This is a genomic window from Fulvivirga maritima (assembly GCF_021389955.1).
Taxonomy (GTDB): Bacteria; Bacteroidota; Bacteroidia; order Cytophagales; family Cyclobacteriaceae; genus Fulvivirga; species Fulvivirga maritima.
On sequence record NZ_CP089980.1, the window covers coordinates 4,715,671 to 4,741,662 of the forward strand.

The 25,992-nt window shown below is 37.5% G+C and carries 23 protein-coding genes and 1 tRNA gene; 19 read left to right on the forward strand and 5 right to left on the reverse strand.

Annotated elements, in window-relative coordinates; genetic code table 11:
• Window positions 1–57: 57 nt before the first annotated feature.
• The 3 genes from LVD15_RS19850 (at window position 58) to LVD15_RS19860 (ending at window position 2,754) form a co-directional block, all read left to right on the forward strand.
• Window positions 58–1,725, forward strand: a complete 1,668-nt coding sequence (locus LVD15_RS19850; protein ID WP_233776954.1) for a sensor histidine kinase — start codon at window positions 58–60, stop codon at window positions 1,723–1,725.
• Entirely contained in the window at window positions 1,722–2,354 is a 633-nt protein-coding gene (locus LVD15_RS19855) for a response regulator (protein WP_233776955.1), read from the forward strand. The genes LVD15_RS19850 and LVD15_RS19855 overlap by 4 nt, the downstream gene beginning before the upstream one ends.
• Before the next feature lie 91 nt (window positions 2,355–2,445).
• Window positions 2,446–2,754 (forward strand): hypothetical protein, encoded by a 309-nt coding sequence (locus LVD15_RS19860; RefSeq protein ID WP_233776956.1) that lies wholly within the window; start codon window positions 2,446–2,448, stop codon window positions 2,752–2,754.
• A 137-nt stretch (window positions 2,755–2,891) separates the two neighbouring features.
• Here LVD15_RS19860 and LVD15_RS19865 read toward each other — a convergent pair whose 3' ends face one another.
• On the reverse strand, window positions 2,892–3,305 hold the full coding sequence (locus LVD15_RS19865) for a hypothetical protein (protein ID WP_233776957.1): 414 nt from the start codon (window positions 3,303–3,305) through the stop codon (window positions 2,892–2,894).
• A 312-nt stretch (window positions 3,306–3,617) separates the two neighbouring features.
• Between LVD15_RS19865 and LVD15_RS19870 the strand changes: the two genes are divergently transcribed.
• From LVD15_RS19870 to LVD15_RS19890, 5 genes are all read left to right on the forward strand, one after another.
• Window positions 3,618–5,081: a potassium/proton antiporter gene (locus LVD15_RS19870; RefSeq protein ID WP_233776958.1), complete on the forward strand. Its 1,464-nt coding sequence runs from the start codon at window positions 3,618–3,620 to the stop codon at window positions 5,079–5,081.
• Between the two features lie 120 nt (window positions 5,082–5,201).
• On the forward strand, window positions 5,202–5,768 hold the full coding sequence (locus LVD15_RS19875; RefSeq protein WP_233776959.1) for a YceI family protein: 567 nt from the start codon (window positions 5,202–5,204) through the stop codon (window positions 5,766–5,768).
• A gap of 388 nt (window positions 5,769–6,156) precedes the next feature.
• Window positions 6,157–7,332: an efflux RND transporter periplasmic adaptor subunit gene (locus tag LVD15_RS19880; protein WP_233776960.1), complete on the forward strand. Its 1,176-nt coding sequence runs from the start codon at window positions 6,157–6,159 to the stop codon at window positions 7,330–7,332.
• Window positions 7,333–7,598: 266 nt separating this feature from the next.
• Window positions 7,599–10,772: an efflux RND transporter permease subunit gene (locus LVD15_RS19885; RefSeq protein ID WP_233776961.1), complete on the forward strand. Its 3,174-nt coding sequence runs from the start codon at window positions 7,599–7,601 to the stop codon at window positions 10,770–10,772.
• A gap of 14 nt (window positions 10,773–10,786) precedes the next feature.
• A complete protein-coding gene (locus LVD15_RS19890; RefSeq protein ID WP_233776962.1) occupies window positions 10,787–12,238 on the forward strand; it encodes an efflux transporter outer membrane subunit in 1,452 nt (483 codons plus the stop codon).
• A gap of 269 nt (window positions 12,239–12,507) precedes the next feature.
• Here LVD15_RS19890 and LVD15_RS19895 read toward each other — a convergent pair.
• Window positions 12,508–12,581, reverse strand: a tRNA-Met gene (locus tag LVD15_RS19895).
• Window positions 12,582–12,808: 227 nt separating this feature from the next.
• Here LVD15_RS19895 and LVD15_RS19900 point away from each other — a divergent pair.
• From LVD15_RS19900 to trxB, 6 genes are all read left to right on the forward strand, one after another.
• Entirely contained in the window at window positions 12,809–13,204 is a 396-nt protein-coding gene (locus tag LVD15_RS19900) for an START-like domain-containing protein (protein ID WP_233776963.1), read from the forward strand.
• 53 nt (window positions 13,205–13,257) lie between these two features.
• Window positions 13,258–15,018, forward strand: a complete 1,761-nt coding sequence (locus LVD15_RS19905; protein ID WP_233776964.1) for an LptF/LptG family permease — start codon at window positions 13,258–13,260, stop codon at window positions 15,016–15,018.
• An 89-nt stretch (window positions 15,019–15,107) separates the two neighbouring features.
• Window positions 15,108–15,383 (forward strand): 30S ribosomal protein S15, encoded by a 276-nt coding sequence (rpsO, locus tag LVD15_RS19910; RefSeq protein ID WP_202246024.1) that lies wholly within the window; start codon window positions 15,108–15,110, stop codon window positions 15,381–15,383.
• 114 nt (window positions 15,384–15,497) lie between these two features.
• The gene (gene pnp, locus LVD15_RS19915; RefSeq protein ID WP_233776965.1) at window positions 15,498–17,627 is read left to right on the forward strand and encodes a polyribonucleotide nucleotidyltransferase; all 2,130 of its coding nucleotides are present in this window, start codon (window positions 15,498–15,500) and stop codon (window positions 17,625–17,627) included.
• A 96-nt stretch (window positions 17,628–17,723) separates the two neighbouring features.
• On the forward strand, window positions 17,724–18,587 hold the full coding sequence (locus tag LVD15_RS19920) for a sigma-70 family RNA polymerase sigma factor (RefSeq protein ID WP_233768988.1): 864 nt from the start codon (window positions 17,724–17,726) through the stop codon (window positions 18,585–18,587).
• A 160-nt stretch (window positions 18,588–18,747) separates the two neighbouring features.
• Window positions 18,748–19,695 (forward strand): thioredoxin-disulfide reductase, encoded by a 948-nt coding sequence (gene trxB, locus LVD15_RS19925; RefSeq protein WP_233776966.1) that lies wholly within the window; start codon window positions 18,748–18,750, stop codon window positions 19,693–19,695.
• A gap of 80 nt (window positions 19,696–19,775) precedes the next feature.
• Here the strand turns inward: trxB and LVD15_RS19930 are convergent, their stop codons facing one another.
• Entirely contained in the window at window positions 19,776–20,666 is an 891-nt protein-coding gene (locus tag LVD15_RS19930; protein WP_233776967.1) for a 3-hydroxybutyryl-CoA dehydrogenase, read from the reverse strand.
• Window positions 20,667–20,788: 122 nt separating this feature from the next.
• Between LVD15_RS19930 and mscL the strand changes: the two genes are divergently transcribed.
• The 3 genes from mscL to LVD15_RS19945 are packed head-to-tail and all read left to right on the forward strand — an operon-like array spanning window position 20,789 to window position 22,455.
• Window positions 20,789–21,211 (forward strand): large-conductance mechanosensitive channel protein MscL, encoded by a 423-nt coding sequence (gene mscL, locus LVD15_RS19935; protein WP_233776968.1) that lies wholly within the window; start codon window positions 20,789–20,791, stop codon window positions 21,209–21,211.
• 30 nt (window positions 21,212–21,241) lie between these two features.
• A complete protein-coding gene (locus LVD15_RS19940; RefSeq protein ID WP_233776969.1) occupies window positions 21,242–22,069 on the forward strand; it encodes a CvfB family protein in 828 nt (275 codons plus the stop codon).
• Window positions 22,066–22,455, forward strand: a complete 390-nt coding sequence (locus LVD15_RS19945; protein ID WP_233776970.1) for a hypothetical protein — start codon at window positions 22,066–22,068, stop codon at window positions 22,453–22,455. The genes LVD15_RS19940 and LVD15_RS19945 overlap by 4 nt, the downstream gene beginning before the upstream one ends.
• On the opposite strand, the gene LVD15_RS19950 is transcribed toward LVD15_RS19945, so the two are convergent.
• Both LVD15_RS19950 and LVD15_RS19955 read right to left on the reverse strand, forming a co-directional pair.
• Window positions 22,448–22,876, reverse strand: a complete 429-nt coding sequence (locus tag LVD15_RS19950; protein WP_233776971.1) for an arsenate reductase family protein — start codon at window positions 22,874–22,876, stop codon at window positions 22,448–22,450. The two genes, LVD15_RS19945 and LVD15_RS19950, sit on opposite strands and share 8 nt — an antisense overlap.
• 71 nt (window positions 22,877–22,947) lie before the next feature.
• Window positions 22,948–23,316: a hypothetical protein gene (locus LVD15_RS19955; RefSeq protein WP_233776972.1), complete on the reverse strand. Its 369-nt coding sequence runs from the start codon at window positions 23,314–23,316 to the stop codon at window positions 22,948–22,950.
• A gap of 169 nt (window positions 23,317–23,485) precedes the next feature.
• Here LVD15_RS19955 and LVD15_RS19960 point away from each other — a divergent pair, with 169 nt between their 5' ends.
• On the forward strand, window positions 23,486–23,932 hold the full coding sequence (locus tag LVD15_RS19960) for a hypothetical protein (protein ID WP_233776973.1): 447 nt from the start codon (window positions 23,486–23,488) through the stop codon (window positions 23,930–23,932).
• Between the two features lie 170 nt (window positions 23,933–24,102).
• Window positions 24,103–25,974 carry a DNA topoisomerase IV subunit B gene (locus tag LVD15_RS19965; RefSeq protein WP_233776974.1) on the forward strand — a complete coding sequence of 624 codons (1,872 nt, stop codon included), beginning with the start codon at window positions 24,103–24,105 and terminating at the stop codon, window positions 25,972–25,974.
• The last annotated feature ends 18 nt before the right edge of the window (window positions 25,975–25,992 follow it).

Here is a 25,992-nt window from a genome sequence, read left to right on the forward strand (position 1 = left end):
AATGTTTTAATTGAATTTGGTAGCAATATGGGTATAAGAAGTAAGTTAACCTTAATCATGATTTCTCTGATCATGGGCGTAGTGATCGTGCTTACCTCTATATTCTATCTGGAGTTTGATGCGGCCTTGAAGGAACGTGTTTTTTTGCAGCTGTCTTCAGTTAAAATGCTCAAAATTGTACAAGTAAGAGAAGTTTTAGCCGCTAGAGCGAAGTCTTTTTCACAATTAGCTCAGCAGAATGAAGCAAATGATACTTTTTATAAACTGAAGTATTTCGAAAGTTGGCCTGAACAAATCGATAAATATAAATTGCTCCATAAGCTTCCTGAAAATGGACAGGTTTTGATTCAGGATATTTCTCCGCAAGATTCATCAGGTATTATCACGCTGGCCTATACCACTAAAGTAGATACTAGCTATGTAGTAGCCCTTATTCAGCTACCTGAGATACAACAGATTTTAATGGAAAGAACAGGCCTGGGAGAAACAGGAGAATCTTATATAGCAGGTAGCGATCTCTCCTTAAGAACCCAATCCAGATTTTATCCTGAAAAGAATCCTTTGCTTATTAAAGCAGATACAGAAGGTGTGAAAAAGGGCCTGCAGGGCGAGGAGGGAACTGCCGTTTTTAGAGACTACAGAGGCACGGAAGTGTTTAGTGCTTATGAGGCCATCACGGCTTTTGGCTTACAATGGGTGCTCTTAAGTGAAATAGACCACAATGAGGCACTTTTCCCATTAAAAGTGTTGAGAACCAATATTTTATATGTGCTTATTTTCACTTCTATCTTGGTGTTTTTTATCTCCTTTTTGGTGGCCAGGCAAATAGTGAAACCTATCTTAATGATGGCTAAGCAGCTTCAGAAAATGTCTAGAGGCGTTTTGGAGCAATCAAATGATTCGGTTGCCAGAGATGATGAGATTGGGGAGATGTTTAATGCCTTAGACCAGTTGATCGAAACTATGGAGCGCACCATCATTTTCGCTAAGATGATAGGAAATGGTGATTTCAAAGTAGACTATCAGTTGTTAAGCAATGAAGATAAGCTTGGTGCATCCCTATTACAAATGCGGGAGCAGCTTAAGAATTATCGTGAGCAGGAAGAAAAACTTATTACCGAAAAGCAACTGTCTTTGGTAAGGGGGCAGGAGATGGAACGCTCACGCTGGGCTAAAGAGATTCATGATGGACTAGGCCCGCTGCTTACCAGCATGCGCTTGCGTATTCAGGCACTATACCTGCCGGAAGAAAGAGAAAAGGAGCTGCTATCCCTGCTAGATCAAACCATTAATGAAGTAAGAACTATGTCTAATCGGTTGATGCCCAGTGTGCTTGAAGATTTTGGGATAGGAGAGGCTATAGCTAACCTGGTGAAGTTTCTACAACCTATGGTGGAGGCTCCTATTTATTTTAAAAATGCGCTTACAGACCCCATGATTATTCCTGAAGATATAAGCATTTCTTTATATCGAATAGTGCAAGAATCATTAAATAATGCCATTAAATACGCCAAAGCCACTGAAATACGGTTATCCATTACCCAATTCGATGATTTGATCACACTATTTATAACAGATAATGGAGTGGGGTTTAATGTAAATAAAAATCATACAGGTCATGGTTTGCAAAACATGGCAGAGAGAGTAGCTTTGTTAAACGGCTCTTTTGATATAAGTAGTGAAAAAAGCGGCACTACTATAGATATAGAAATTCCACTGATATGAGTAAGATAGAAGTTATAATCACGGATGATCATAAACTGTTTAGAGATGGGCTAAGGTCTATTTTGCAACAGTTTGATGACATAGAGATTATCGGAGAAGCCAGCAGTGAGTCAGAACTGATGGGCATGCTGCAAAATGGCTGTGATCCTGATATAGTACTCATGGACATTTCTCTTCCTGATGGTAATGGTCTGGATATCATTAAAAAGATGAAAGAGGACTACGGGAGCATTAAATGTGTAGTGATTACTATGCATGCTGAAGGTCAATATGTAGTAAAAGCAGTGAAAAATGGAGCTTACGGTTATTTGCTTAAGAGTGTAGATCAGTCTGAACTGGTAGAAGCTGTGAAAACCGTAGGCCTTGGTAAAAAGTATTTTAATGCAGAAGTATCTCAGCTAATGGTTACTGATATGGCTGAGGAGCAGGAGCAAGAAACCAACCTTTCTGAGCGAGAACTCGAAGTGTTACAGCTGGTAGCAAAAGGCTATACTACGAAGGAAATAGCCAATCAGCTATATGTGAGCGCCAGAACCATAGAAACACACCGCGTAAATATTATGCGCAAACTTCAGGTGCAAAACAGTGCCGAAATGATAACCAAAGCGGCTAAGTGTGATCTGATTTAGCAGTCAGTATTAATACGGATTAACATTTACAAATTTTTACTGAACGGCGAGCCATCATAGGCCACGTATAAATGAGTAAAAGAGAAAAGTTATGAAGTATTTAATGATTATGACGATGATGCTGGCATTCGGATACGCTAATACCGCAGCCGCACAAGAGAAGGAGAGAAAAGACTTAAAAGGTCCCGCAGCTAAAAACTATAAAGTGTGGAAAGATAAATCGCCTAAAACAGCTATGGTAACTGTTCCTGGAGATGAACTGCAAGGTCCTGAAGCCAAGAATCATAAAATATGGAAAGCAGAGCCAAAAGAAGAAGCCATAGTAGTGACTAAGAGCTCACGAAATAAATATATGGGGCCCAAAGCCAAAAATTACAAGTTGTGGAGAGATAACGATTAAACACTTGTTTCAAGTTTGACCAATGGAAAAAACCTGAAGACATGTCAACGTCTTCAGGTTTTTCTACATATAACCACCAACCAAATGCCTTATAAAAAAATAAAAGCAGCCTTAATGACTGCTTTTGCTATTTACCCTTAACTGTACTGATAAGGCATCACAAAAAATGGCGTTCCCTTTTTATATAATATTCTGGTTAGTATGTCCTGATGGTGCCTTCTTCTGGTAGGCTTACAATAAAAATGATGAGCACCAAGCATGGGTATCATCTGTATAGAGCGAGGTATAGTTTCACTATAAATAACATATTTGGTGTTAGCCAGGGCTGGCATCTCCTTCATAGCTATCAGGTAACTATGGGCTTTTAGAAAGGGCATATCATAGCTGGTGAAAATAAATTCAGGAGCAGGTAATCCCATGATTAAATGTTGCTTAAGCTCATGAAAGTTCTGCATGTATTGGAGGTTCTCTTTTATTCCTGCATCTTTCGCCGCTTGAACGAGCATCTTGTACTCTTGTAATCGGTCATCAATTATTAAAGAAAATGCCATAATTTTAAATGGTTATATTTTACATTATTTTATGGTTTAGGTGGTTTTGGATTTTGGAATCGTTTTCTAAAAATGAATTTAACCATTTTTAGTTAAAAAATGGGTTATAATTTGAATTATTTAATAAAAATTTAACCTATATGGGGTATTGATCCAATCCTATTGAATTTTTCAATATAAACTTCATCCAGAGGTAGCTTATGGCAGATATTGGCCAATCGTTCGTAATGAATTTTTAAGCATACCTCTGATTTAGGAAAGTAATTACTTGAGTAAACGTTTTATATTTGTTTACATACTGAATATGAATACATGCAGTTAAACATTGATAATATACTTTTAGTAGGCTCTCTACTTTTGTTAATAAGTATTTTTGCTGGTAAGACCTCCTATAAGTTTGGTGTACCTACTTTAATTTTATTCTTAGCAGTAGGTATGCTAGCCGGTTCTGACGGAGTGGTGGGTATTAATTTTGATAATCCTCATATTGCGCAATTCATAGGCATAGTTTCTCTCAATTTTATTCTTTTTTCTGGTGGACTGGATACCAATTGGAAAACCATTAAACCAGTTTTGAAGGAAGGTATTATGCTTTCTACGCTGGGGGTGTTGCTTACGGCGATGACTATTGGCTTATTTGTTTGGTGGGTTACTGATTTCACCATTTATGAAAGCCTATTGCTGGGGTCAATCGTTTCTTCTACTGATGCAGCAGCAGTTTTTTCTATATTGAGGTCTAAAAGCCTGGCTTTAAAAGAAAACCTAAGGCCTACACTGGAGCTGGAAAGTGGTAGTAATGATCCTATGGCCTATGTGCTTACTATTTCGTTTCTCAGTTTGGTGCAGCACCCTGAGCAAGGATTTTGGTCAGTATTGCCTATGTTCTTTATGCAAATGGTGCTCGGAGCAGTAGCTGGTTTTGGTTTTGGCCGTATTATAAAGTGGATAATTAATAAAATAAGGCTTGATTTTGAAGGGCTCTATCCCGTATTGGTCATTGTGCTCATGTTTATTACTTTTTCTGCTACTGATTATGCAGGGGGTAATGGTTTCCTGGCTATATATATATCAGCGGTTTATCTCGGTAATCAGGACCTTATACAGAAGAAGACCATTCTTAAAATGTTTGATGGTTTAGCCTGGCTTATGCAAATTGTATTGTTCCTCACCTTAGGGCTATTGGTCTTTCCGTCTCAAATATTACCTGTGGTGGGTATTGGTCTGTTGATATCTGCAGTACTAATTTTTGTGGCCCGTCCTTTAAGTGTTTTTCTAAGCATGTCTCTCTTTAAGATGAAATTGAGAAGAAAGTTTTACATATCATGGGTGGGGTTAAGAGGAGCCGTTCCTATTGTATTTGCTACTTACCCGTTGCTGGCAGGTATCGATAAGGCCAATATGATTTTCAATTTGGTATTTTTCATATCAGTAACTTCAGTGCTTATACAAGGAACCACTTTAGGTGTAGTTGCTCATTGGCTGCAGGTAGTTTTGCCAGAGAAAGTAAAAGATATAGCTGCTACAGAACGGTTTGTGTATGACTTCCCAAAAAATACTATGGAAGAAATAGAAATAACAGGCTCTAGTAGTGTTACAGGTAAAAAGCTGGTGGAGTTAGGCTTTCCTTCTAATGCTATCATTGCCATGATCAAAAGAGATGATACTTATTTGATTCCCAGAGGTACTACCGAGCTGCAAGAGAAGGATAAACTAGTGATTTTGGCGGAGAATGAAGAAGGTTTGCAAGCTGCTAATGACTGCCTGCTCAATTCCTGAGATATTGAAACTTATCAATATTGAGAGAAGATGAGTATTGAGTTTAAAGGTGAAATTAAATATTTACTGATTTAAAATAACTAATTGGATTTTTCTCGGTTATTGGTTAAACTTTTAACCATGCCTAAACCTATATTACTTATTGCCCTCTTTTTTCTTGCCTTCATAATTGAAGTTAAAGCACAAAGTAGATTTGAAGTAGATAGCCAACAGTCAGAACTGAAGGTAAAAGGATCATCTACTATGCATGACTGGGAAGCTTCGGCTCAAGAAGTCTTCGGTAAGGCTGATATCAAAGCCGGTGGTGATGAAGAGGAAATTCAATCGCTTTCCTTTAAACTCAAAGGTGAATCCTTGAAAAGTGGCAAGTCAGGGATGGAAGAGGACATGTACGAAGCCCTTGATACTAAAGGTCATCCATGGATAGTTTATGAGTTTAAAAAAATAATTGGCACGGAAGGTGGTTACCTTTATACATCAGGCATTCTTACCATATCAGGAACTTCTAAAAAGATGGAGATTCCGGTAGAAGTAAAAAAGGCAGCTGATCAGGTAACATTTGTAGGTGAAATTAGCTTTAAAATGAGCGATTTTGGAATAGAACCACCTACGGCTATTCTGGGAGTATTAAAAACTGATGATGAGGTTACGGTTAATTTCAACATAGTTTATAAAGCAGTACAATAAATTGATATTATCACGTTTACAATTTAAACATTAGAATATAGCCAGAAATAGAAGAAATCCCCGTTTCTTAACCCGAGTCACTGAGGTGGCTGATTTTAAATTGATTGGGTTGCTCTGGTTTACTTAAAAATATTATCTTACTATATCCCCTTCTTTCTGTAAAGTGTAGGAAAATCCCACACTATGACTTACAATGTGTTGAAAAAAACCACACTTATTGCTACATTTCGTTTTAGCGATTTTTTTTCATTTTAAATTACTTTCCACTTAATTATTCGTGTAAATGGCTGCTGTATAGCTTTTTAATTCATTTTGTGTCTTACCTGGAAATTCAATGGTATAGTTGTTGGCTTCTGTGGCGTAATCAGTAAATATTAATTTTGATTTGATGAGAAATAGAACTAGTAAGAATTATATAAATTTCAGCAAGTTTTTTCGAATCGGTTTAGTTGCTTTAGTGGCTTTTAACTTTGTCAGTTGCCGAGAGAAGGAAAAGAAGGATCATGGATTGCCTCTGCCTGTCATTACTTTGAAAGAAGAGAAAGCTGCTAAATCCTTTCAGTATCTAGGAGCAATAGAAGGTGTTGATAATGTAGATATCAGACCTCAGGTAGATGGTATTTTAGAAGAGATATATGTAGATGAAGGTGATTTCGTAGAAAAAGGACAGGCGTTGTTCAAGATTAATAGCCAGCCTTATATGGAAGACTACAAAAATGCCATGGCCAACGTGCAGGTTGAAAAAGCAAAATTGAGAAAGGCTAAAACTGAAATAGAGAGAATAAGACCTTTAATAGAAAACGAGGTTATCTCAAAAGTACGTATGGAAACCGCTCAGGCAGATTATGAAGTGGCTAAGTCTTCTTTAGACAGAGCAGAAGCCCTTGCAGCTAACATGCGTATTAATTTAGACTTTACTACTATATATGCTCCCGTAAATGGTTTTATGGGTAGAATTCCTAAGTCTATAGGAAACGTGGTTAAAAAGACTGATGATGAGCCTTTAACCGTTTTATCAAACGTACAAGATGTATATGTGTATTTCTCTATGAGTGAGTCAGACTATCTGTACTATGAGAGAATGAAGAGAGATACTACCTCAAGAAAATTAAATACAGAAGTAAAGCTGGTGTTAGCAGACGGATCTGTTTATGAAAGATCTGGTGTTATTGATGCTAACTCTGGTCAGATAGATAAATCAACTGGTTCAATAAGTTTAAGAGCTAAGTTTGATAACCCTGATACACTTTTAAGATCAGGTAATACTGGTAAAATAATTATGGAGCAAATTTATCCTAGTGCCATTCTTGTCCCTCAAGGAGCTACCACTTCTATACAGGATAAAAAGTTTGTTTTTGCTCTAAAGCCAGACAGCACAGTAGTAAGGAAGGAAATCAGTATCGAAGGCAGAACCGAAAAGCAATATATTGTGAGTGCAGGTTCATTAGAAGCTGATGATAGAATAGTAGTTTCCGGACTAGACAAATTGGCTAATGGCGTTAAAGTAAAACCTATGAAAGTGGGGCGTTTAGTTTTAGACAACAGAACGCTAGGGCAGAGGTAAAATAAAAGCAAGAAAGACCTAGTCTGAATATTTCAGAAACAAAAGTTATCTATATGTGTTTTTTCTAAAATGTGTATAGATAATTTTTTTATCCCTTTTTTTAAGAAAACGATGGGTAAAGCCGATCTTATTTACAATAGATTATTGATAAATCAGGAGAGCTATGTCGTTTTTAATCAGGTAATGATAATAGAGAAGTCTTTCTTTAACCGTAACCTCTACCACTATTTCAATTCCTTTTAATTATAGATTAAGCAAGAAGATAAATGTTAAAGAAGATAATAGATAGGCCGGTACTTACTATTGTTATTTCGGTGGTGCTGGTTTTGGCTGGTGCGGCCAGTATGATGCAATTGCCGGTAGAAAGATTCCCAGAAATAGCTCCTCCCAGTGTAAGTGTGCAAGTAAACTATCCCGGTGGTAACGCAGAAACGGTGGCTAAATCGGTTCTTCTGCCTATTGAGGAGGCCATTAACGGAACTGAAAATATGACATATGCTAACTCTACTGCCACTAACTCTGGTAAGGGTAGGGTTACCGTATATTTTGAGCCGGGCACAGATCCTAACCTGGCGGCAGTAGATATTCAAAACAGGATATCTGGAGTAATGCAGCAGATACCACCTGAAGTAGTGGAAGCAGGTATTACAGTGCTTAAGCGTATGAAAGGTACGCTAATGACCATTAACATTTTTAGTGATAGCGAGGAGTCTACTTATGACGAAACCTTCCTTAATGCCTACACTAGAATTAATGTAAGAAGAAAGCTCAAGCGTATTGAAGGGTTAGCGGAAGCATCTATTTTGAGGTCAAGAGACTACGCCATGAGAATATGGCTCAATCCTGAAAAATTAGCTCAATATGGACTTACTCCCAGAGATGTGTATGATCAAATAAGAGATCAAAGTTTTGAGGCTGCACCAGGTAAATTTGGAGAAAACTCTGATGAGGTATTTGAAATTGCTTTAAAGCACACAGGTCGTTTCAGTGAACCTGAAGAGTATGAGAATATAGTTATCAAAACTGAGCAGGATGGGTTGCAACTTCATTTGAAAGATGTAGCCAGAATTGAGTTTGGAGCCTCTAACTATACCAGTCAGAACCGGCTTGATGGTCGTCCTTCAGTAACTATAGATATAGTACAGCAAAGTGGAGCAAATGCCGTGGACATTGATCGTGATGTGAGAGCCGTTCTGGCAGAGCAGGCTAAGGTGTTCCCTGAGGGCATAGGTTATGAAATTACCTATAGTGTGAGGGATCAGATTGATGAATCTATGGGGCACGTGAAGCAAACACTTATAGAAGCATTTATCTTGGTGTTTTTGGTAGTGTTTATATTCCTTCAAGACTTTAAGGCAACTTTTATAACGGCTATTACCATTCCTATTTCTTTGGTGGGTACCTTCTTCTTCCTTTCACTTATTGGTGTATCTATGAACGTACTAAGTATGTTCTCAATAGTACTTTCAATTGGTATTGTGGTGGATAATGCCATTGTAGTTGTGGAGGCTATATATGAGAAAATGCAGCACCATGCCATGACAGCTAGAGATGCAGTAATGTCCGCTTTAAGTGAGATTACGGGAGCTATTATTTCCATTACGTTAGTAATATCAGCAGTATTCCTGCCTGTGGGTTTCTTGCAAGGACCTGTTGGGGTTTTCTATCAGGAGTTTGCTTACACTATTATTATTGCTGTGGTGATTTCTGCGGTTATTGCTTTAACCTTAGGGCCTGTACTCTTTATATTGCTTTATAAGAAAAAGGAGAAGAAAGCTTCTGAAAATAAGCTGGTGAATAAAGTGCAGCAGTCTAAGCAGGTGCAGCAAGCTAGAGATTTAGGTAATAAAGGTCTACGTAAATTCGATGTCTTTTTTGATAAATTGACTAATGGCTATATTAATCTTGCCAGAAAGGCCATTAAGTTTAAATGGGTAAGCTTACTTGGTTTAGCTGGTGTAGTCGGAGTAACAGTTTTTCTTGCGAATAATACGCCTAGTGCCTTCATTCCAACGGAAGATGATAACTTCCTTATTTTCACTATGTCTATGCCTGAAGGAGCATCTTTGCACAGAACTAACGAAGCTTTAGTGCAAGCTGACTCTATTTTAAGACAAGAGCCTGCTGTGGCTAGTGTGAATACCGTATCTGGATATAATATTGTGAATAGCTCGGAGAGTCCATCTTCAGGTATGGGGTATGTGCTCTTAAAAGATTTAGATGAGAGGGGAGATATTAAAAAAATAGATGATGTGGTAAGGCACCTTCTGAATAGACTGAATGTAATAAGTGAAGCAAGAAGTATAAATATGTATCCCAGACCTACCGTACAAGGCTTTGGTAACTTTGATGGTGTACAAATGATGCTTCAGGATCTGGCTGATGGTGATCCGGCAGAGTTTGGTAATCTGGTAAATGAGTTTATTGTAGAGCTTTCGCAGCAAGATGAAATAGAAAATGCTTTTACTTCATATAACACTAACTTTCCTCAATATAAACTTAATATAGACTATAAAAAGGCAAAGGCCTTGGGCGTGAGTGTTAAAGATATGATGTTCACCATCCAATCTAACTTTGGTAGAACAAGAATTGGTGATTTTAACCGATTTACCCGTCAATATGGCGTTTATATGCAGTCTGATATACCTTATAGAGAGAGTCCGGAGGCATTTAATTCTATCTATGTTAGAAATAAGAAAGGGGAGATGGTTCCTGTAAACACTATTGTTCGCTTAGAGCAGGCTTATGGACCTGAAGTGGTGAATAGGTATAACTTGTATAACGCAGCTAAAATTAATATTACACCATCTAAAGGGTACAGTACAGGTGATGTAATGAATAAAATAGAGGAACTTACGGAGAGTAAATTACCTGCCAGTCTTAGCTTCGAGTGGACCAGCATGAGTTTGGAAGAGAAGAAATCAGGATCTGACTCAACTATCGTATTTATTATCAGTAGTATTTTGGTGTTTTTTATTCTATCAGCTCAATATGAGAGCTTCTGGTTGCCAATGGCGGTTATGCTTTCATTACCTACGGGTATATTAGGCGTATTTGCCTTTATTAATTTAGCAGGAATAGATAACAATATTTATGTGCAGGTGGGTGTGATTATGCTCATTGGTTTATTAGCTAAGAATGCCATCCTTATTGTAGAGTTTGCGGCTCAAAAACGAGCAGCTGGTGCCGAAATATTAGATGCGGTGTTAGATGCCAGTGCTTTAAGGTTAAGGGCCATTGTAATGACTTCATTGGCATTTACAGTAGGTTTAGTGCCTCTGATGTTCTCAGAAGGATCTTCTGCCATTGGTAACAGATCAGTAAGTATTGGTACTGCAGGAGGAATGCTTTCAGGAGTAATTCTTGGAGTGATCATTATTCCGGTACTCACCTTTATATTTTTACAACTTAGTGAGAGGTTCAACATCAAAACGAAATAAGAATTATTGTAGTAATGAAGTTTTCAAAGCAATTTATATATATCTGTTTAGTAATTATTTCGGTTACCGGGTGTAAGGTAGGAGAGAACTACCAGAGACCAGAAATGGACGAAGCTGAAGATTATTACGGCACAGCTGAAGATAGTATCCATGTAGGAGAGAAGTTGTCACAAATCAACTGGAAAGAGTATTTCTCTGACTCTACTCTTATATCTCTAATAGATTCTGCGCTGGTAAATAACCTAGACATGCAGAAGGCAATCAAACAAGTGGAGATTGGCTTTCAGAACCTAGAGCAATCTAAGGCAAATTTTTATCCTACTTTAGGTTTTTCTCCATTTGATTTTAACCGTGAATATTATTCTGAGAATTATAATAACTATGGCTCTAACCGCGCCAGAAGAAATCATGGAGATTCACCTCCTACTACTTTATATACAGAAAGGCTCGCTTACAGTTCGGCACTTTCAACCAGTTGGGAAGTAGATATTTGGGGTAAATTCAGGTGGCAAAAGGAAGCAGCTAAGGCATCCTACATGAGAACCAAGGAATTTCAGAAAGCCGTACAGACTGCTTTAGTTTCAGAAATAGCCTCTATCTATTATAATATGCTTATGATTAATTCTCAGATAGATGTAGCGGAGAAAAACCTGGAATTGGGTAAGAGGACCTTGAAAATAGTGAAACTACAGTTTGATGCTGATGAAACTACCTCTCTGGCTATTCAGCAAACTGAGTCTCAGATGCTCAGAGCCAGGTCATTGATACCAAGACTTGAAAAGCAATATAGAGTGCTTGAAAACAGGCTAAATGAAATGCTGGGAAGGTACCCTCAGCCTGTAGGAATAGAAAACGGCTTAGAGCTGGTGCATCTGGCTAGTGACTATGATACTGGAGTTCCGGTAGAGCTTATAACTAACAGGCCTGATGTGGCTGCATCAGAATATCAGCTTGTGGTTAGTAACGCCAAAGTAGGTATAACCAAAGCTATGAGGTACCCTTCAATCTCGCTAAGTGCAGGAGCTGGGTTAAACTCATTTCAGTTTGATAAATTCCTGGATCCGTCAGGTTCTGCTTTTGCCCTTTTAAATGGTTCTATTTTTATGCCGATATTCAAAAATAGAAAGCTTAAAACCAATTATGAAGTAGCGGTGAAAGAGCGAGAAGTGGCTATACTTGATTTTAAACAAAAATTTCTTGGTGCGGTAGGAGATGTGTCTGATGCTTTAATCACTATTGAGAAGTTGCAAGATGAATACACCATAGCTCAGGAGAGAATAGAGGTGACGAGTAAGGGAGTGCAAGACGCATCACTATTATTTGAAAGTGGATTTGCTAACTATCTGGAGGTAATCAATGCGCAAGAAGATGCCCTTCAAAGTGAATTGGAACTGGTAGATCTAAAGAGGCAATTATTTTTGGCTAATATAGATCTTTACAGAAGCCTTGGGGGCGGATGGAAGTAATATAAGAGAAACTGCTTGAACGCTTAGAAGTAGTTAATTAAATGGTTTAGCATGAAAGTGATAATAGCTTTTAGTTTAAACTATACATAGATCCAGAAAAGGCAATGTGTAAAAGCATTGCCTTTTTGCATTTTATGTTATTAGTCTTTGGAAAGGTTATTACTGATTAGGGTGTTTTAGATTTCTCTTAATGTGTATTTACTCAGGTGAATGCAGGAGTGTATAGAGGGGTATAAACAAAAAATCCCGGCATAACCGGGATTTTAAAGTAGCGGGGAGCAGAATCGAACTGCCGACCTCAGGGTTATGAATCCTGCGCTCTAACCATCTGAGCTACCCCGCCATTTTTGTTGCAAATTTATGAACAATTCTTTCAACTGTTCTCCATTTTAACCGTAATATTTAATATTACTTTTTTACTTTTAGCGATATCACCGCCTTGTTGTTCGTTAAATGGAGCGCAAACTTACGCATAATGTTTTTTATTTTCCAAATGTCTGGAGAAATTTTTATTTATATTGTGCGAATCAATTATTTCGCATATATTTCAATTTACTTAACAATCTGAATATGAGTAAACATTTGTTTACAACTGACTTTGAAATTAATGCATCACCTAAGATGCTTTTTCCTTACTTAAACACTCCTAGTGGTCTGGCGCAGTGGATGGCCGATGATGTAAATGTTAATGAAGATAAGGTCTATAATTTTATTTGGGATGATGAAGACCACCTGGCAAGGCTTGTTTCCCATAGGGCAAATCAATATGTGAAATTTGAGTTTATCTCAGATGACGAAGAGGATCAGTCTGACCCTTCTTATTTTGAATTGCGCCTGGAAACTAACGATTTAACACAAAGCACCTTTATTAAAATAAGCGATTATTCTGATATGGATGATACCGAAGAGCTCATGGATCTTTGGGAAAGCTTAGTAGAAAATTTGAAAGAAACCGTTGGAGGTTAGTATTCTACAACCTTTTAATTAATTTTGGCCTTCTTTTTGATGCAAACAACGCAATGAAGAAGCTAGACAAACTAATACTATCCTCATTTCTGGGGCCCTTTTTTCTAACATTTCTGGTGGTAGTATTTATTCTACTAACCCAACATATGCTCAAATACTTTGATGACATAGTGGGTAAGGATTTAGGATTTGACGTACTGGCACAGCTTTTTTTCTATTTTGCTGTGTTTATGACACCCGTTGCCATTCCTTTAGCCGTTTTGCTTTCATCGTTAATGACTTTCGGTAATTTAGGTGAGCATTTTGAACTAACCGCTATTAAAAGTGCTGGTATCTCTTTGTTAAGAGCACTTCTTCCCATATTCGTTTTTGTGCTGGGGTTAACGGTTTTTGCCTTTTATTCAAATAATTACTTTGTACCTAAGGCTGCATTGGAGGCTTACAGTCTACTTTATGATATAAAACAAAAGAAGCCAGCCCTTGATCTTAAAGAAGGAGCCTTCTATAACGGACTGCCTGACTTTAGTATTAAAGTCAATAAAAAGCATGATGATGGCCAAACCATAGAAGATGTAATAATCTATGACCATAGAGGTAAAAATGGCAACAAGAATGTAATTCTGGCAGATTCTGGTCAAATGTATACTGTAAATAATGATAGGTATCTAAAGTTGGAGCTATATCATGGTAATAGGTATACTGAAGGCGATAATGGAACAGAAGCAGGGGTGAGGTCCAGTAAAGAAACCTTTAGTAAAGCTAAATTTACCAGAAGTGAATTTGTTCTGGATTTGTCAAGTTTCGTGTTAGATAGGACTGATCAAAACTTGTTTAAAGGTAATCGTATTATGCGTAACCTTACAGAGCTTACAGAGGGAGTAGATTCGTTGAAGGAAGGGATATTAGAGAAAAAGCTACAAATATATTCTGAAGCACCATATGCCTTCTATTATCATATGAGAGATAGTGGAGTAGCTATGCCTCATTATTTAAAGAAGTTTAAAGCAAAGTCAGACTCAATAAAAGAAGAGCAACAGAGGTTGGCTATGATAGAAGCCAATAAAAGAGATAGTATTAATAAGCTTAATTCTAAGGATGAAGAAGAAGCCTTAAGAAGAAAGACCAACGATGATAAGGATAAAAAAGAACTTACTCCTGCGGTAAAAAAGTCTGTAGCTACAGCTAAGAAAAAATCTAATAAAAAGTCATCCTCTTCAGCAGTTAATAAGAAAAAACTTCCTCCAAAACCTATTGCACTGGTGCGAGATTCAGTAGAGCAGGATTCTGTAATTACCAAAGAAGCGGTGGTACAACAGCTCATGGAAGAGGAGTTGGATCGTGATAACAAGGATTCGAACAGTATTATTGAGTCAGCTCTTAATATGGTGAGACAAATTCAAAATAAAATTCAAGCCAGTAATACTAGAATTGAAAGGTATAATTATGAGAAAAATGTATATGAGATACAATGGCATAAGATTCTTTCAAATTCAGCAGCATGTATTATAATGTTCTTAATAGGTGCCCCATTGGGCTCAATTATTAAAAGGGGAGGCTTAGGTGTGCCGGTACTTATTTCAATCGTGTTTTTTATAGTCTTTTATGTAATGAGCATGACTGGTGAGAAATGGGCTAAACAAGATATGGTAGAACCTGTCTACGGGTTATGGGCAGCAAATGCTATATTGTTACCTATAGGGTTATTCTTTTTGAGACAAGCCAGAAATGACGCCAGACTCTTTGATGCAGACTTCTATAATGTAGCTATTGATAAGATTAAAATCTGGTTCAGTAAGTTTAGAAAATCAAAATAGCATTAGGAAATATTATTATTTTGTTAATATCAATTAACTTAATATCTTTGCGCTTTGATTTAAAAGAAAACAATTTAATTTAACTAAGCATGTATTTAACAAGCGAGAAGAAGCAAGAGTTGTTTGAGAATCATGGTCGGTTAAAGTCAAAAGCGGATACTGGTTCACCAGAAGCCCAAATTGCACTTTTCACCTACAGGATTAATCATCTAACTCAACACATGAAGAAAAACAAAAAAGACTACTCTACACAGCAGGGTCTTTTGAAGTTAGTAGGTAAAAGAAGAAAGTTACTTAACTTTTTACACAAAACAGACATCACAAGGTACAGAGCAATTCTTGCCGAGCTGAATCTGAGAAAGTAAAAAAACTTAAAAAAGGGAATCCTAGGATTCCCTTTTTTAGCTTATTTCGTGTATCTTTCCAATTAGCGGCTCCCCACGCATCCCTTATTTATAAAATTTTTTTATTCAACAAATATGCAATTGAACGTAATTAACAAAACAATTAGTTTACCCGATGGGAGATCCATAACTATAGAAACCGGTAAATTAGCTAAGCAGGCTGATGGTTCCGTAGTAGTAAGAATGGGCAACACAATGTTGCTTGCTACGGTGGTTTCTAAACCTGAAGCTGGTGAAGGCGTTGACTTCTTACCTTTATCAGTGGATTATCAAGAAAAATTCGCCTCGTCTGGTAAAATACCTGGAGGTTTTCTTAAAAGAGAAGGAAAACTATCTGATTATGAAGTATTAATCAGCCGTTTGGTAGATAGAGCCATTAGACCAATGTTTAATGATGACTACCATGCTGATACTCAAATCGCAATATCATTAATATCAGGAGATCCTGATGCTCTTCCTGATGCTTTAGCTGCCCTGGCTGCATCATCTGCATTAATGGTTTCTGATATCCCTTTCAATGGCCCTATTTCTGAAGTAAGAGTAGCCAGAGTAAATGGTGAGTTTATAGTAAACCCTACCATGAGCCAAAATGCTGAAGCAGATATAGATCTTATAGTAGCCGCTACTATGGATAATATCTTAATGGTAGAAGGTGAAATGAAACAAGTGTCAGAAGATGAGATGCTTGAGGCTATTAAAGTGGCACACGATGCCATTAAGGTACAGTGTGAAGTGCAGCTTGAATTACAAGAAGCTGTGGGTAAAACACAAAAGAGAGAATATAGTCATGAAGTGAATGATGAGGCTTTAAAAGCTAAAATGCATGATGAACTTTATGAAAAAGTATATGAAATAGCGAGAACACCAAGACCTAAGAAAGAAAGATCTGAAGGGTTTGATGAAATATTCAGCGCTTTCGTAGAAAGCCTGCCTGAAGATGAGGAGATCGATAGCACTATGCTTTCTCGTTATTTTAAAAGTATTAAAAAGGAAGCTTGTCGTAACCTTGTGCTAAACGAGCGTATTAGATTGGATGGCAGAGCTCTTAATGAGGTAAGACCTATCTGGACTGAAGTGAATTATCTTCCTTCTACTCACGGGTCAGCTGTATTTACAAGAGGTGAAACTCAGTCATTAAGTACAGTTACTTTAGGTACTAAAATGGATGAGCAGCTAATTGATGGAGCTATGTACGAAGGTTCTAACAAATTTATGCTGCATTATAACTTCCCTGCTTTCAGTACAGGAGAAGTAAGACCAAATAGAGGTCCAGGTCGTAGAGAAGTAGGACATGGAAACCTTGCTTGGAGAGCGCTTAAAGAGGTTCTTCCTGAGAAGAATACTTATACTATTCGTGTGGTTTCTGATATCCTTGAATCTAACGGTTCTTCATCTATGGCTACAGTTTGTGCTGGTTCATTAGCGCTTATGGATGCTGGTATCCAAATAGAAGCTCCTGTATCAGGTATAGCTATGGGTATGATCTCTGACAGCGAAACAGGTAATTTTGCCATTCTTTCTGATATTTTAGGAGATGAAGATCACCTTGGAGATATGGACTTTAAAGTAACAGGTACCGAAAAAGGTATTACTGCTACTCAAATGGATATTAAAGTAGATGGACTTCCTTATGAAGTACTGAAGCAAGCTTTAGAGCAAGCCAGAGATGGAAGACTTCACATTCTTAATGAAATGAAGAAAACTATTTCTGCTCCTAATACAGACCTTAAACCTAATGCACCTCGTTCAGAAGTGCTCATCATCGATAAAGATATGATCGGTGCGGTAATAGGACCAGGAGGAAAAGTAATTCAGGAGATCCAGAAAGAAACTGGTGCCACTATAGTAATAGAGGAAATAGATAACAAAGGTCAAGTGAGTGTATTTGCTGTAAATGGCGATTCTATGAACGAAGCCTTGAAGAGAATAAAAGCTATTGTAGCTCAGCCTGAAATAGGTGAGGTTTATGATGGTAAAGTGAAATCTATAATGCCTTTTGGCGCATTTATCGAATTCATGCCCGGAAAAGACGGACTACTTCACATCTCTGAAATTAAGTGGGAAAGAGTAGAAAATATGGAAGGAGTAATGGAAGTTGGTGAAGAAGTTAAGGTAAAACTTGTTGATATTGACAAGAAAACGGGTAAATTTAGATTATCTAGGAAAGTGCTTTTGCCAAAACCAGAGAAAAAGGAGTCTAAATAAGGATTATTCGGTAATAAGTGCTTGTCATTTGGAACTTAATTTTATAAAATTGATGTTTTCCTAAAGGTCAATTAGTATTAATCAACCCAGACTTGAATGAGACAGCTTAAGATTAGCAAGCAGATTACCAACAGAGAGAGTCAGTCTCTGGATAAGTATTTACAGGAGATAGGTAAAGTAGACCTGTTAACTCCTGACGAAGAGGTAGAATTAGCGCAGCGGATCCGTGAAGGAGATCAGCTGGCTTTAGAGAAACTCACTAAGGCTAACCTTAGATTTGTAGTTTCGGTAGCCAAACAATACCAAAACCAGGGCCTTTCATTAGGTGACTTAATCAATGAAGGTAACTTAGGGCTAATTAAAGCCGCTCAAAGGTTTGATGAGACCAGAGGGTTCAAATTTATATCATACGCTGTTTGGTGGATTCGCCAATCTATTTTGCAGGCTTTAGCTGAGCAATCCAGGATAGTGAGACTTCCGCTAAACAGAGTAGGTTCATTAAACAAAATAAGCAAAACCTTTTCCGAACTGGAGCAGAAGTATGAGCGAGAGCCATCACCAGATGAGCTTGCAGAGGTATTAGAAGTAACTACCGCTGAAGTGGTAGATACCATGAAAATATCAGGCAGGCATGTTTCTATGGATGCTCCGTTTGTTCAGGGAGAAGAAAACAGTTTGCTAGATGTTTTGGAGAATGATCTGGATGAAACTCCGGATTCTGAATTAATGAATGATTCTCTGAGGAGAGAGGTTCAAAGAGCTCTGTCTACTTTAACACAGCGCGAAGCAGACGTGATCACATTGTACTTCGGACTGAATGGAGAGCATTCTATGACTCTAGAAGAAATAGGAGAGAAGTTTAATTTGACAAGAGAACGTGTAAGGCAAATAAAAGAAAAAGCCATTAGGCGTTTAAGACATACATCCAGAAGTAAGGCATTGAAGCCTTATTTAGGATAACTATCACGGAATAGTAAAAATCAATCAGGCCTCATGCTTTTTTATAATAGTATGAGGCCTCTTTTTTTTATATTTGTAGTGTAATGGAATGGCAATGAAGCCGAAAGCCCGTAGGGAGTCCATTAAATTGATATTTTAGAACTAACAGACTTAATAAATAATGACACAAGAAAACGCTAAAGTACTTATTATTGGTTCTGGTCCATCTGGTTATACAGCTGCTATTTATGCAGCCAGAGCTGGTTTGAAACCTATAATGGTTACAGGAGGAGAGCCTGGAGGACAATTGACTACTACTAATGATGTAGAGAACTATCCTGGTTATCCTGATGGTGTAAACGGACCTCAGATGATGGTGGACTTTCAGAAACAAGCTGAGAGGTTTGGTACTGACATTCGCTATGGAATGGTTACTTCAGTAGATTTTTCTGGTTATCCTCATAAAGCTGTAGTTGATGATAAATATGAAATTATAGCTGAATCTGTAATTGTATCTACTGGAGCCAGTGCTAAATACCTGGGATTACCTTCAGAAGATAAATACCTTAACAAGGGAGTTTCTGCCTGTGCTGTTTGTGATGGATTTTTCTATAAAGGAAAAACAGTAGCAGTAGTAGGAGGTGGAGATACAGCGGCTGAAGAAGCAACTTATCTTGCTAACCTTTGCCCTAAAGTGTATCTTTTGGTAAGAAGAGATGAGATGAGAGCATCTCAAATTATGCAAAACAGAGTAGAAAAAGCTGATAATATAGAAGTACTCTGGAATACCGAAACAGAAGAGATTTTGGGAGATGAAGAATCTGTAACTGGTATGAGAGTAAAAAACAATGTTACTGGAGAATCTAAGGACATTGATATCGATGGTTTCTTTGTAGCTATCGGGCACCAACCAAATACAGAGATATTCAAAGATTTCCTTGAAATGGATGAGACAGGATACTTAAAAGTGATCCCTGGAACATCTAAAACGAATATCGAAGGTGTTTTTGCCACTGGAGATGCTGCTGATAAAGTGTACAGACAAGCGGTAACTGCTGCAGGTACAGGCTGTATGGGAGCGCTTGATGCGGAGAAATTCCTTTTAGCCAAAGAAATGAACGTAGTGTGATTTTGTAGAGATGAACAATTAAAAAAGAAGAGGCTGCTTCCTTAAGGGAGCAGCCTCTCTCTTTTTATCGGTATTAATGTTTATTTCTTAAAACGATCTGCCACTATTAGGTCTTTAGTGCCATGACTCCATGAGTAAAAACCACTTCCCGTTTTTACGCCTTTATGGCCAGCCTGCACCATGTTTACTAACAGCGGACAAGGTGCATATTTTTGATTGCCTAATCCTTCATACAATACGTTTAATATAGAAAGGCATACATCGAGCCCAATGAAATCAGCGAGTTGCAAGGGCCCCATGGGGTGAGCCATGCCAAGCTTCATTACAGTGTCTATTTCTTCTACACCAGCCACTCCTTCAAAAAGGCTATAAATGGCTTCATTGATCATAGGCATGAGTATTCTATTGGCTACAAATCCGGGGTAATCATTTACCTCAACAGGTGCCTTGCCTAAGGTTTTGGATAGCTCCATTACCGTGGCGGTAGTTTCATCGGAAGTATTATAACCTCTTATTACTTCTACTAATTTCATTACCGGAACGGGATTCATGAAATGCATGCCAATCACTTTTTCTGATCGTGAGGTAGAAGCAGCTATTTTGGTGATCGATATAGAAGATGTATTAGATGCTAAAATGGTGTCTGGATCACAAATGGCATCTAAATCCTTGAAAATCTTCAGCTTAAGATCAGTGTTTTCTGTGGCCGCCTCTACCACCAGTTCGGCCTCTTTAACGCCTGCTTTGGTATCAGTATAAGTGGTAATATTTTTTAGCGTAGTGTTTTTGTGTGCTTCTGAGATTAATTCCTTTTTAATCTGTCTGTCCAGGTTTTTCTCTATGGTAGAGAGTGCCTTTTTTAGAGCATCTTCTGATAGATCAATGAGTGAAACGCTAAAGCCATTTTGAGCAAAAACATGGGCTATGCCATTACCCATAGTACCAGAACCAATTACAGCAATTTTTTTCATGAGGTTAATAGGGTTTTGAATATTGTAATTTTCAAATATATCAATGAAATTAAGCCCTTTCTCTCTAGCGAACAAATCTCATTTCTATTGGTTAATTTTTTCACAATAAACTTAGTAGTATCATGCTGACAGAATTCAAGAAATTTATCTCTCGGGGTAATGTGGTAGAGTTAGGAGTCGGGCTTATCCTGGCTACCTATTTTGGAGCAATTGTAAAATCATTTGTAGATGATATAGTAATGCCCCCTGTAGGTCAACTGATTGCGGGTATCGACTTTTCAGAGTTAAAATACAAAATAGCTGAAAGAGCTATGGAAGATGGATCACTACAGCCAGTAACTATCAATTATGGCTTATTTATAAATAATGTCATTACCTTTTTTATAGTGGCACTGGCGGTGTTTGTGCTTACCAAGATTTATAACAATTTCCTGCAGAAAAAGAAGGCCGAACCTGCGGCTGCTGAGGCGGCCCCTACAAGTCAGGAACAGCTATTGATGGAAATAAGAGATGCCATTAGAGAGCAAAATAGAATTAAAGAGTAGTTGGATCAATCTTTTCTTTAGTTTTGCATTATGGAAATAGGTAAATTTTACGATCTGGAAGTAGTTAAGGAACTTGACTTTGGTGTTTATCTTAAGTCTGACTTAGGGGAGATATTGCTGCCCACTAAATATGTTCCTGAGAGTGCAGCTATTGGTGATGTGCTCAATGTGTTTGTACACAGAGATTCTGAAGATAGGCTGCTGGCTACTACTTTACATCCTAAAGGAGTGCTTGGCGACTTTGTAGGGTTGAAAGCCACTCACATTACCTACCATGGAGCTTTCATGGATTGGGGGCTTGAAAAGGACCTGTTTGTGCCTAAAAGTGAACAGCATATTCCTTTTGTAGAAGGCAATACCTATGTAGTGAGAATATGTATGGACTATAAGTCTGACAGGCTGGTAGGGGTCTCTAAAATCAATACTTTCTTAAAGAGTGAGCACGATGAAGATCTGAATGAAGGTGACGAGGTAGATTTATTAATTTACAACCGTACTGATGTAGGCTATGCAGCCATAATCAACCAGAAATATAAGGGGCTCATTTATGAAAATGAAGTCTTTGAGCCCGTTAGAATAGGAGACACGAAGAAAGGCTATATTAAAAAGTTGCGAGAAGATGGTAAGATAGACTTGAGCTTAACTGCTGAAGGGAAAAAGGCTATCGATCATAATAGTGAGGTAGTGCTTGAGGCTCTTAAGAAAAGTGATGGATATTTACCATACCATGACAAATCAGATGCTGATGATATTAAAGATGAATTTAATATGAGCAAAAAGGCCTTTAAAAGGGCAATCGGGTCTTTATATAAAGAAAGGCTTATCACTATCGAGCAAGGTGGCATAAGATTGTCATGAAGGCACTGATCTGGGTTTTGGGTATATGTTTAGTGAGCCTGGTAATACTATATAGCTTTAAAGAAGAGGTAAGACATTGGCTTTTGCCAAATACAATTATACTGAATAAACGAGGCTCTGTAGATGTGCAGCACTTGCGTATAGATTGGACCTATGAAGCGGCTAATGATACTATTACTATTTATGATAAAGGAGTAGAAACGAGTGAGCCGTATGAGGCCAGGGGAAGGAATGTCTTTCTTTTGTATTATGATCAAAAGTTAGTTGGGGAATTTGAGCAGTTTAAAATGTCTGCCAATACTCCCCATACCTATCTTTTTTCAATCACAGCCAGAGAAGATTCAATATTCACTGGTCTTAAAATTTTAGGGCCAGATATTAATTAACCACTCTCGGCCTAAGGTGCGGAGGTACTTTAAATGATCCTCTGCTGTTTACATCTAACCTTAAAATATCAGTAGGTTTACGGCATAAAATAGCTCTATCATGATAAACAGCGATAGGAGCCTTGAGTAAATAAGGGTTGTTACAAAGAACTTCAAGCCATCCGGTCATAGTAAAAGTATTGCCTCTTACCTTGGCCTGATAGTTTGCATTAGACTTGTCCAGCAGGTCTTTCGGACGTAAGTCCAACCTATTAACGATTTCTTTCCATAAGGTAGTAGTAAGCTTCACCGTGGATAAGTTTAATTCATTAACATTGTTCGATACAGACCTGGCATAGGCTCTCGTTTGCTTACTTGTACTAGTCGATGGATCGTAGTAAATAAGCAGGAGCTCATTGGGGTGAAATTGAAAACTTCTCATTTGTTCATGGGTTTGTGTATTCTAATAATATACAAAAAATATCCCTCTAAAGCAAGAACAAACGATTGTGATTACTCCTTGTAAATCTGCACTTCTTTAGCCAAACCAGTAGCATTGAATCGTATACTTAAGTATATGTGCTGCTCGTTGGTTATAGCGCAATGCTCAGGATCTATGATCTCATAAAAGAAAAATTTCTGATTTCTTTTATAAAGCTCGTTTCTGTCTGGTTTTCCTAGTAAGATAACTATTTCATCCTGAGTGAGGCCTTTTAGTAGTTCTCTATGCTCTTCTAGTGCGTCAACCATGTCAACTCTCACTTGCTGACAGCCATTATCATCTTGTTGCCATTCTTTCTCATCAAAGCCAGGTATATCTACTTGCTTAGATGTACAGGCTACTAATAAAATTAAAATGAAGCTTGTGATATATTTATTCATAGAATTTTCATTTGGATCAAAGTTACAGTGATATGCTGATCATGCACCATCTATATTTAAGAAAAACCCATAATTAGAGATGAGATTTAAAATTAGGTTTATTTGTAGGTGAAAATGGCTACTGATGTAGAAATAATAATCTAAATTCGCAGCCAAAGAGATTGTTGTTATGACGCGTTTGATAAAAGCAGCCTGGTTTGTTTCCTTATTAGTAAGTTTAGCTGCACTATTGTATGTTTATGCTTCTATACCTGTAGAAGTAATTTATAGACTAGATAACTTCGGAAATCCGATAGGGGAGATTTCCAGAGAGACTTTCTTTTATGTTTCTCTCATTATTCTTGTTGTTGCCAATTTTTCACTATATACCGTATCCAGATCATTACAGTATAGAGATGAATCTATAAAGAATATTATGACCAGCTGGCAGTTGAGCTTTGCATTGGTACTTAATTTCTTTTTTATAATCATATGGAACTTCATATCATTGGTTAATAGTGGTGAGCATTATGCTTATACTAACTCTGGCTATCTCATATATGTAGCCTTAGGCCTGATCGCTCTTTGGGTTTTAGCCCTGCCTCTGATATTGATTAAGAAAAAGATTTCGTCTTAAATATTACTGGAGTTAAGTTTTTATAAACTTCTGATTTTGAGTTTTTTATAGGGGTGCTGCAGGGCACTGATTGAATAGGTGCGTGTCACTACTTTCTATTTGAACTCTTGAATAAATGTGAAATTTGGTGTTTATTCGCTAGATGTGTTAATGGATAATTAAAAGCAATAATGGCCGAGGAAAAGAAAATTGAATATACCGAAGATAGTATTAAGTCACTTGATTGGAAGGAGCACATCAGGTTAAGGCCTGGTATGTATATCGGAAAATTAGGTGACGGATCTGCTCAGGATGATGGTATTTATGTACTGGTAAAAGAGGTAATAGATAACAGTATTGATGAACATATGATGGGTTATGGTAAAACCATAGATGTGAAGATTACTGATCACAGGGTAGAGGTGCGAGATTATGGTAGGGGTATTCCGCTGGGAAAAGTGGTAGACTGTGTGTCTAAGATCAATACCGGTGGTAAATATGACTCTGGTGCCTTCCAAAAGTCTGTAGGACTAAATGGTGTGGGTACAAAAGCTGTGAATGCCTTGTCTGACTATTTTAAAGTACAGTCTTTTAGAGATGGTGAAACTAAAATAGCCGAGTTTAATAAAGGAGAGCTCGCAAATGAAGAAGAGGTAAAAAAATCTAGTGGCCGTAATGGTACACTCATAGCTTTTGAACCTGATGCTTCTGTATTTAAGAATTTTCATTTCAGACCCTCTTATCTGAATGACCTTATCTGGAACTATGTTTTCTTAAATGCTGGCTTGACCATTAATTTTAATGGAGAGAAATTTCACTCAGAAAATGGTCTTAAAGACTTATTGGAGAGAAAAACAGACACTGAAAATATAAGATACCCTATTATTCATTTGAAAGGGGAAGATATTGAAGTAGCCTTAACACATAGTAATCAGTACGGAGAAGAGTATTATAGTTTCGTAAACGGACAATATACAACTCAAGGTGGTACTCACCTGGCAGCTTTGAGAGAGGCTTTAGTAAAAACGGTGAGAGACTTCTATAAAAAGGATTTTGATGCTACTGATGTGAGAGCGTCAGTAGTAGGAGCTGTAGCGGTAAGAGTGCAAGAGCCCGTATTTGAATCTCAGACCAAAACCAAGCTAGGATCTCATAGCGTGGGGCCAGACGGACCTACCATGCGTACTTTTGTGAATGACTTCATGAAAAATCAGCTAGATAATTATCTGCATAGAAATGGAGAAGTGGCTGATGCTTTGCTGAAGAGAATTTTACAATCAGAAAGAGAGAGAAAAGAGATAGCAGGAATTAAGAAATTGGCTAATGACCGTGCCAAAAAAGCTAACCTGCATAACAAAAAGCTGAGGGACTGTCGTATTCACTTGAGTGATAAAAAAGGAGATAGAGTAGATGAAACCATGATCTTCATTACAGAGGGAGATTCTGCCAGTGGATCTATCACTAAATCAAGAGATGTGCAGACTCAGGCTGTATTTAGCTTAAGAGGTAAACCTTTAAATTGCTTCAACCTTACTAAAAAGGTGGTATATGAAAACGAAGAATTTAACTTGCTTCAACATGCCTTGAATATTGAAGACGGTATTGAAAATCTTCGTTACAAAAAAATAGTAATTGCTACTGATGCTGATGTGGATGGTATGCACATTAGGTTATTGCTTTTAACCTTCTTCTTACAGTTTTTCCCTGATCTGATAAAGCAAGGGCATATCTTTATTCTGGATACACCACTTTTTAGAGTAAGGAATAAAAAAGAAACGATCTATTGCTATAGCGATGAGGAAAGAAGAGCTGCTATTGCTAAGCTGGGAAGTAAAGCTGAAATCACGCGATTTAAAGGACTCGGAGAGATTTCTCCTGATGAGTTTAAAGGCTTTATTGGAGAAGATATCAGATTAGCACCTATTCATTTAACTAAGGATACTACCATCAATCAGTTATTGAAATTCTATATGGGTAAAAATACTCCTGAACGTCAGAATTTCATTGTAGATAGACTAAGAGTAGAAAAGGATCTGATTGAAGAAGAGCAGGAAGTGGCATAGTTTTGTAATAATATTACA

Excerpts from the sequence above, each read along its gene's own strand:
- LVD15_RS19850 (WP_233776954.1), top strand. The coding sequence starts at position 58 with ATGATTTCTCTGATCATGGGCGTAGTGATCGTGCTTACCTCTATATTC.
- LVD15_RS19855 (WP_233776955.1), top strand. The coding sequence starts at position 1,722 with ATGAGTAAGATAGAAGTTATAATCACGGATGATCATAAACTGTTTAGA.
- LVD15_RS19860 (WP_233776956.1), top strand. The coding sequence starts at position 2,446 with ATGAAGTATTTAATGATTATGACGATGATGCTGGCATTCGGATACGCT.
- LVD15_RS19865 (WP_233776957.1), bottom strand. The coding sequence starts at position 3,305 with ATGGCATTTTCTTTAATAATTGATGACCGATTACAAGAGTACAAGATG.
- LVD15_RS19870 (WP_233776958.1), top strand. The coding sequence starts at position 3,618 with ATGCAGTTAAACATTGATAATATACTTTTAGTAGGCTCTCTACTTTTG.
- LVD15_RS19875 (WP_233776959.1), top strand. The coding sequence starts at position 5,202 with ATGCCTAAACCTATATTACTTATTGCCCTCTTTTTTCTTGCCTTCATA.
- LVD15_RS19880 (WP_233776960.1), top strand. The coding sequence starts at position 6,157 with ATGAGAAATAGAACTAGTAAGAATTATATAAATTTCAGCAAGTTTTTT.
- LVD15_RS19885 (WP_233776961.1), top strand. The coding sequence starts at position 7,599 with ATGTTAAAGAAGATAATAGATAGGCCGGTACTTACTATTGTTATTTCG.
- LVD15_RS19890 (WP_233776962.1), top strand. The coding sequence starts at position 10,787 with ATGAAGTTTTCAAAGCAATTTATATATATCTGTTTAGTAATTATTTCG.
- LVD15_RS19900 (WP_233776963.1), top strand. The coding sequence starts at position 12,809 with ATGAGTAAACATTTGTTTACAACTGACTTTGAAATTAATGCATCACCT.
- LVD15_RS19905 (WP_233776964.1), top strand. The coding sequence starts at position 13,258 with ATGAAGAAGCTAGACAAACTAATACTATCCTCATTTCTGGGGCCCTTT.
- rpsO (WP_202246024.1), top strand. The coding sequence starts at position 15,108 with ATGTATTTAACAAGCGAGAAGAAGCAAGAGTTGTTTGAGAATCATGGT.
- pnp (WP_233776965.1), top strand. The coding sequence starts at position 15,498 with ATGCAATTGAACGTAATTAACAAAACAATTAGTTTACCCGATGGGAGA.
- LVD15_RS19920 (WP_233768988.1), top strand. The coding sequence starts at position 17,724 with ATGAGACAGCTTAAGATTAGCAAGCAGATTACCAACAGAGAGAGTCAG.
- trxB (WP_233776966.1), top strand. The coding sequence starts at position 18,748 with ATGACACAAGAAAACGCTAAAGTACTTATTATTGGTTCTGGTCCATCT.
- LVD15_RS19930 (WP_233776967.1), bottom strand. The coding sequence starts at position 20,666 with ATGAAAAAAATTGCTGTAATTGGTTCTGGTACTATGGGTAATGGCATA.
- mscL (WP_233776968.1), top strand. The coding sequence starts at position 20,789 with ATGCTGACAGAATTCAAGAAATTTATCTCTCGGGGTAATGTGGTAGAG.
- LVD15_RS19940 (WP_233776969.1), top strand. The coding sequence starts at position 21,242 with ATGGAAATAGGTAAATTTTACGATCTGGAAGTAGTTAAGGAACTTGAC.
- LVD15_RS19945 (WP_233776970.1), top strand. The coding sequence starts at position 22,066 with ATGAAGGCACTGATCTGGGTTTTGGGTATATGTTTAGTGAGCCTGGTA.
- LVD15_RS19950 (WP_233776971.1), bottom strand. The coding sequence starts at position 22,876 with ATGAGAAGTTTTCAATTTCACCCCAATGAGCTCCTGCTTATTTACTAC.
- LVD15_RS19955 (WP_233776972.1), bottom strand. The coding sequence starts at position 23,316 with ATGAATAAATATATCACAAGCTTCATTTTAATTTTATTAGTAGCCTGT.
- LVD15_RS19960 (WP_233776973.1), top strand. The coding sequence starts at position 23,486 with ATGACGCGTTTGATAAAAGCAGCCTGGTTTGTTTCCTTATTAGTAAGT.
- LVD15_RS19965 (WP_233776974.1), top strand. The coding sequence starts at position 24,103 with ATGGCCGAGGAAAAGAAAATTGAATATACCGAAGATAGTATTAAGTCA.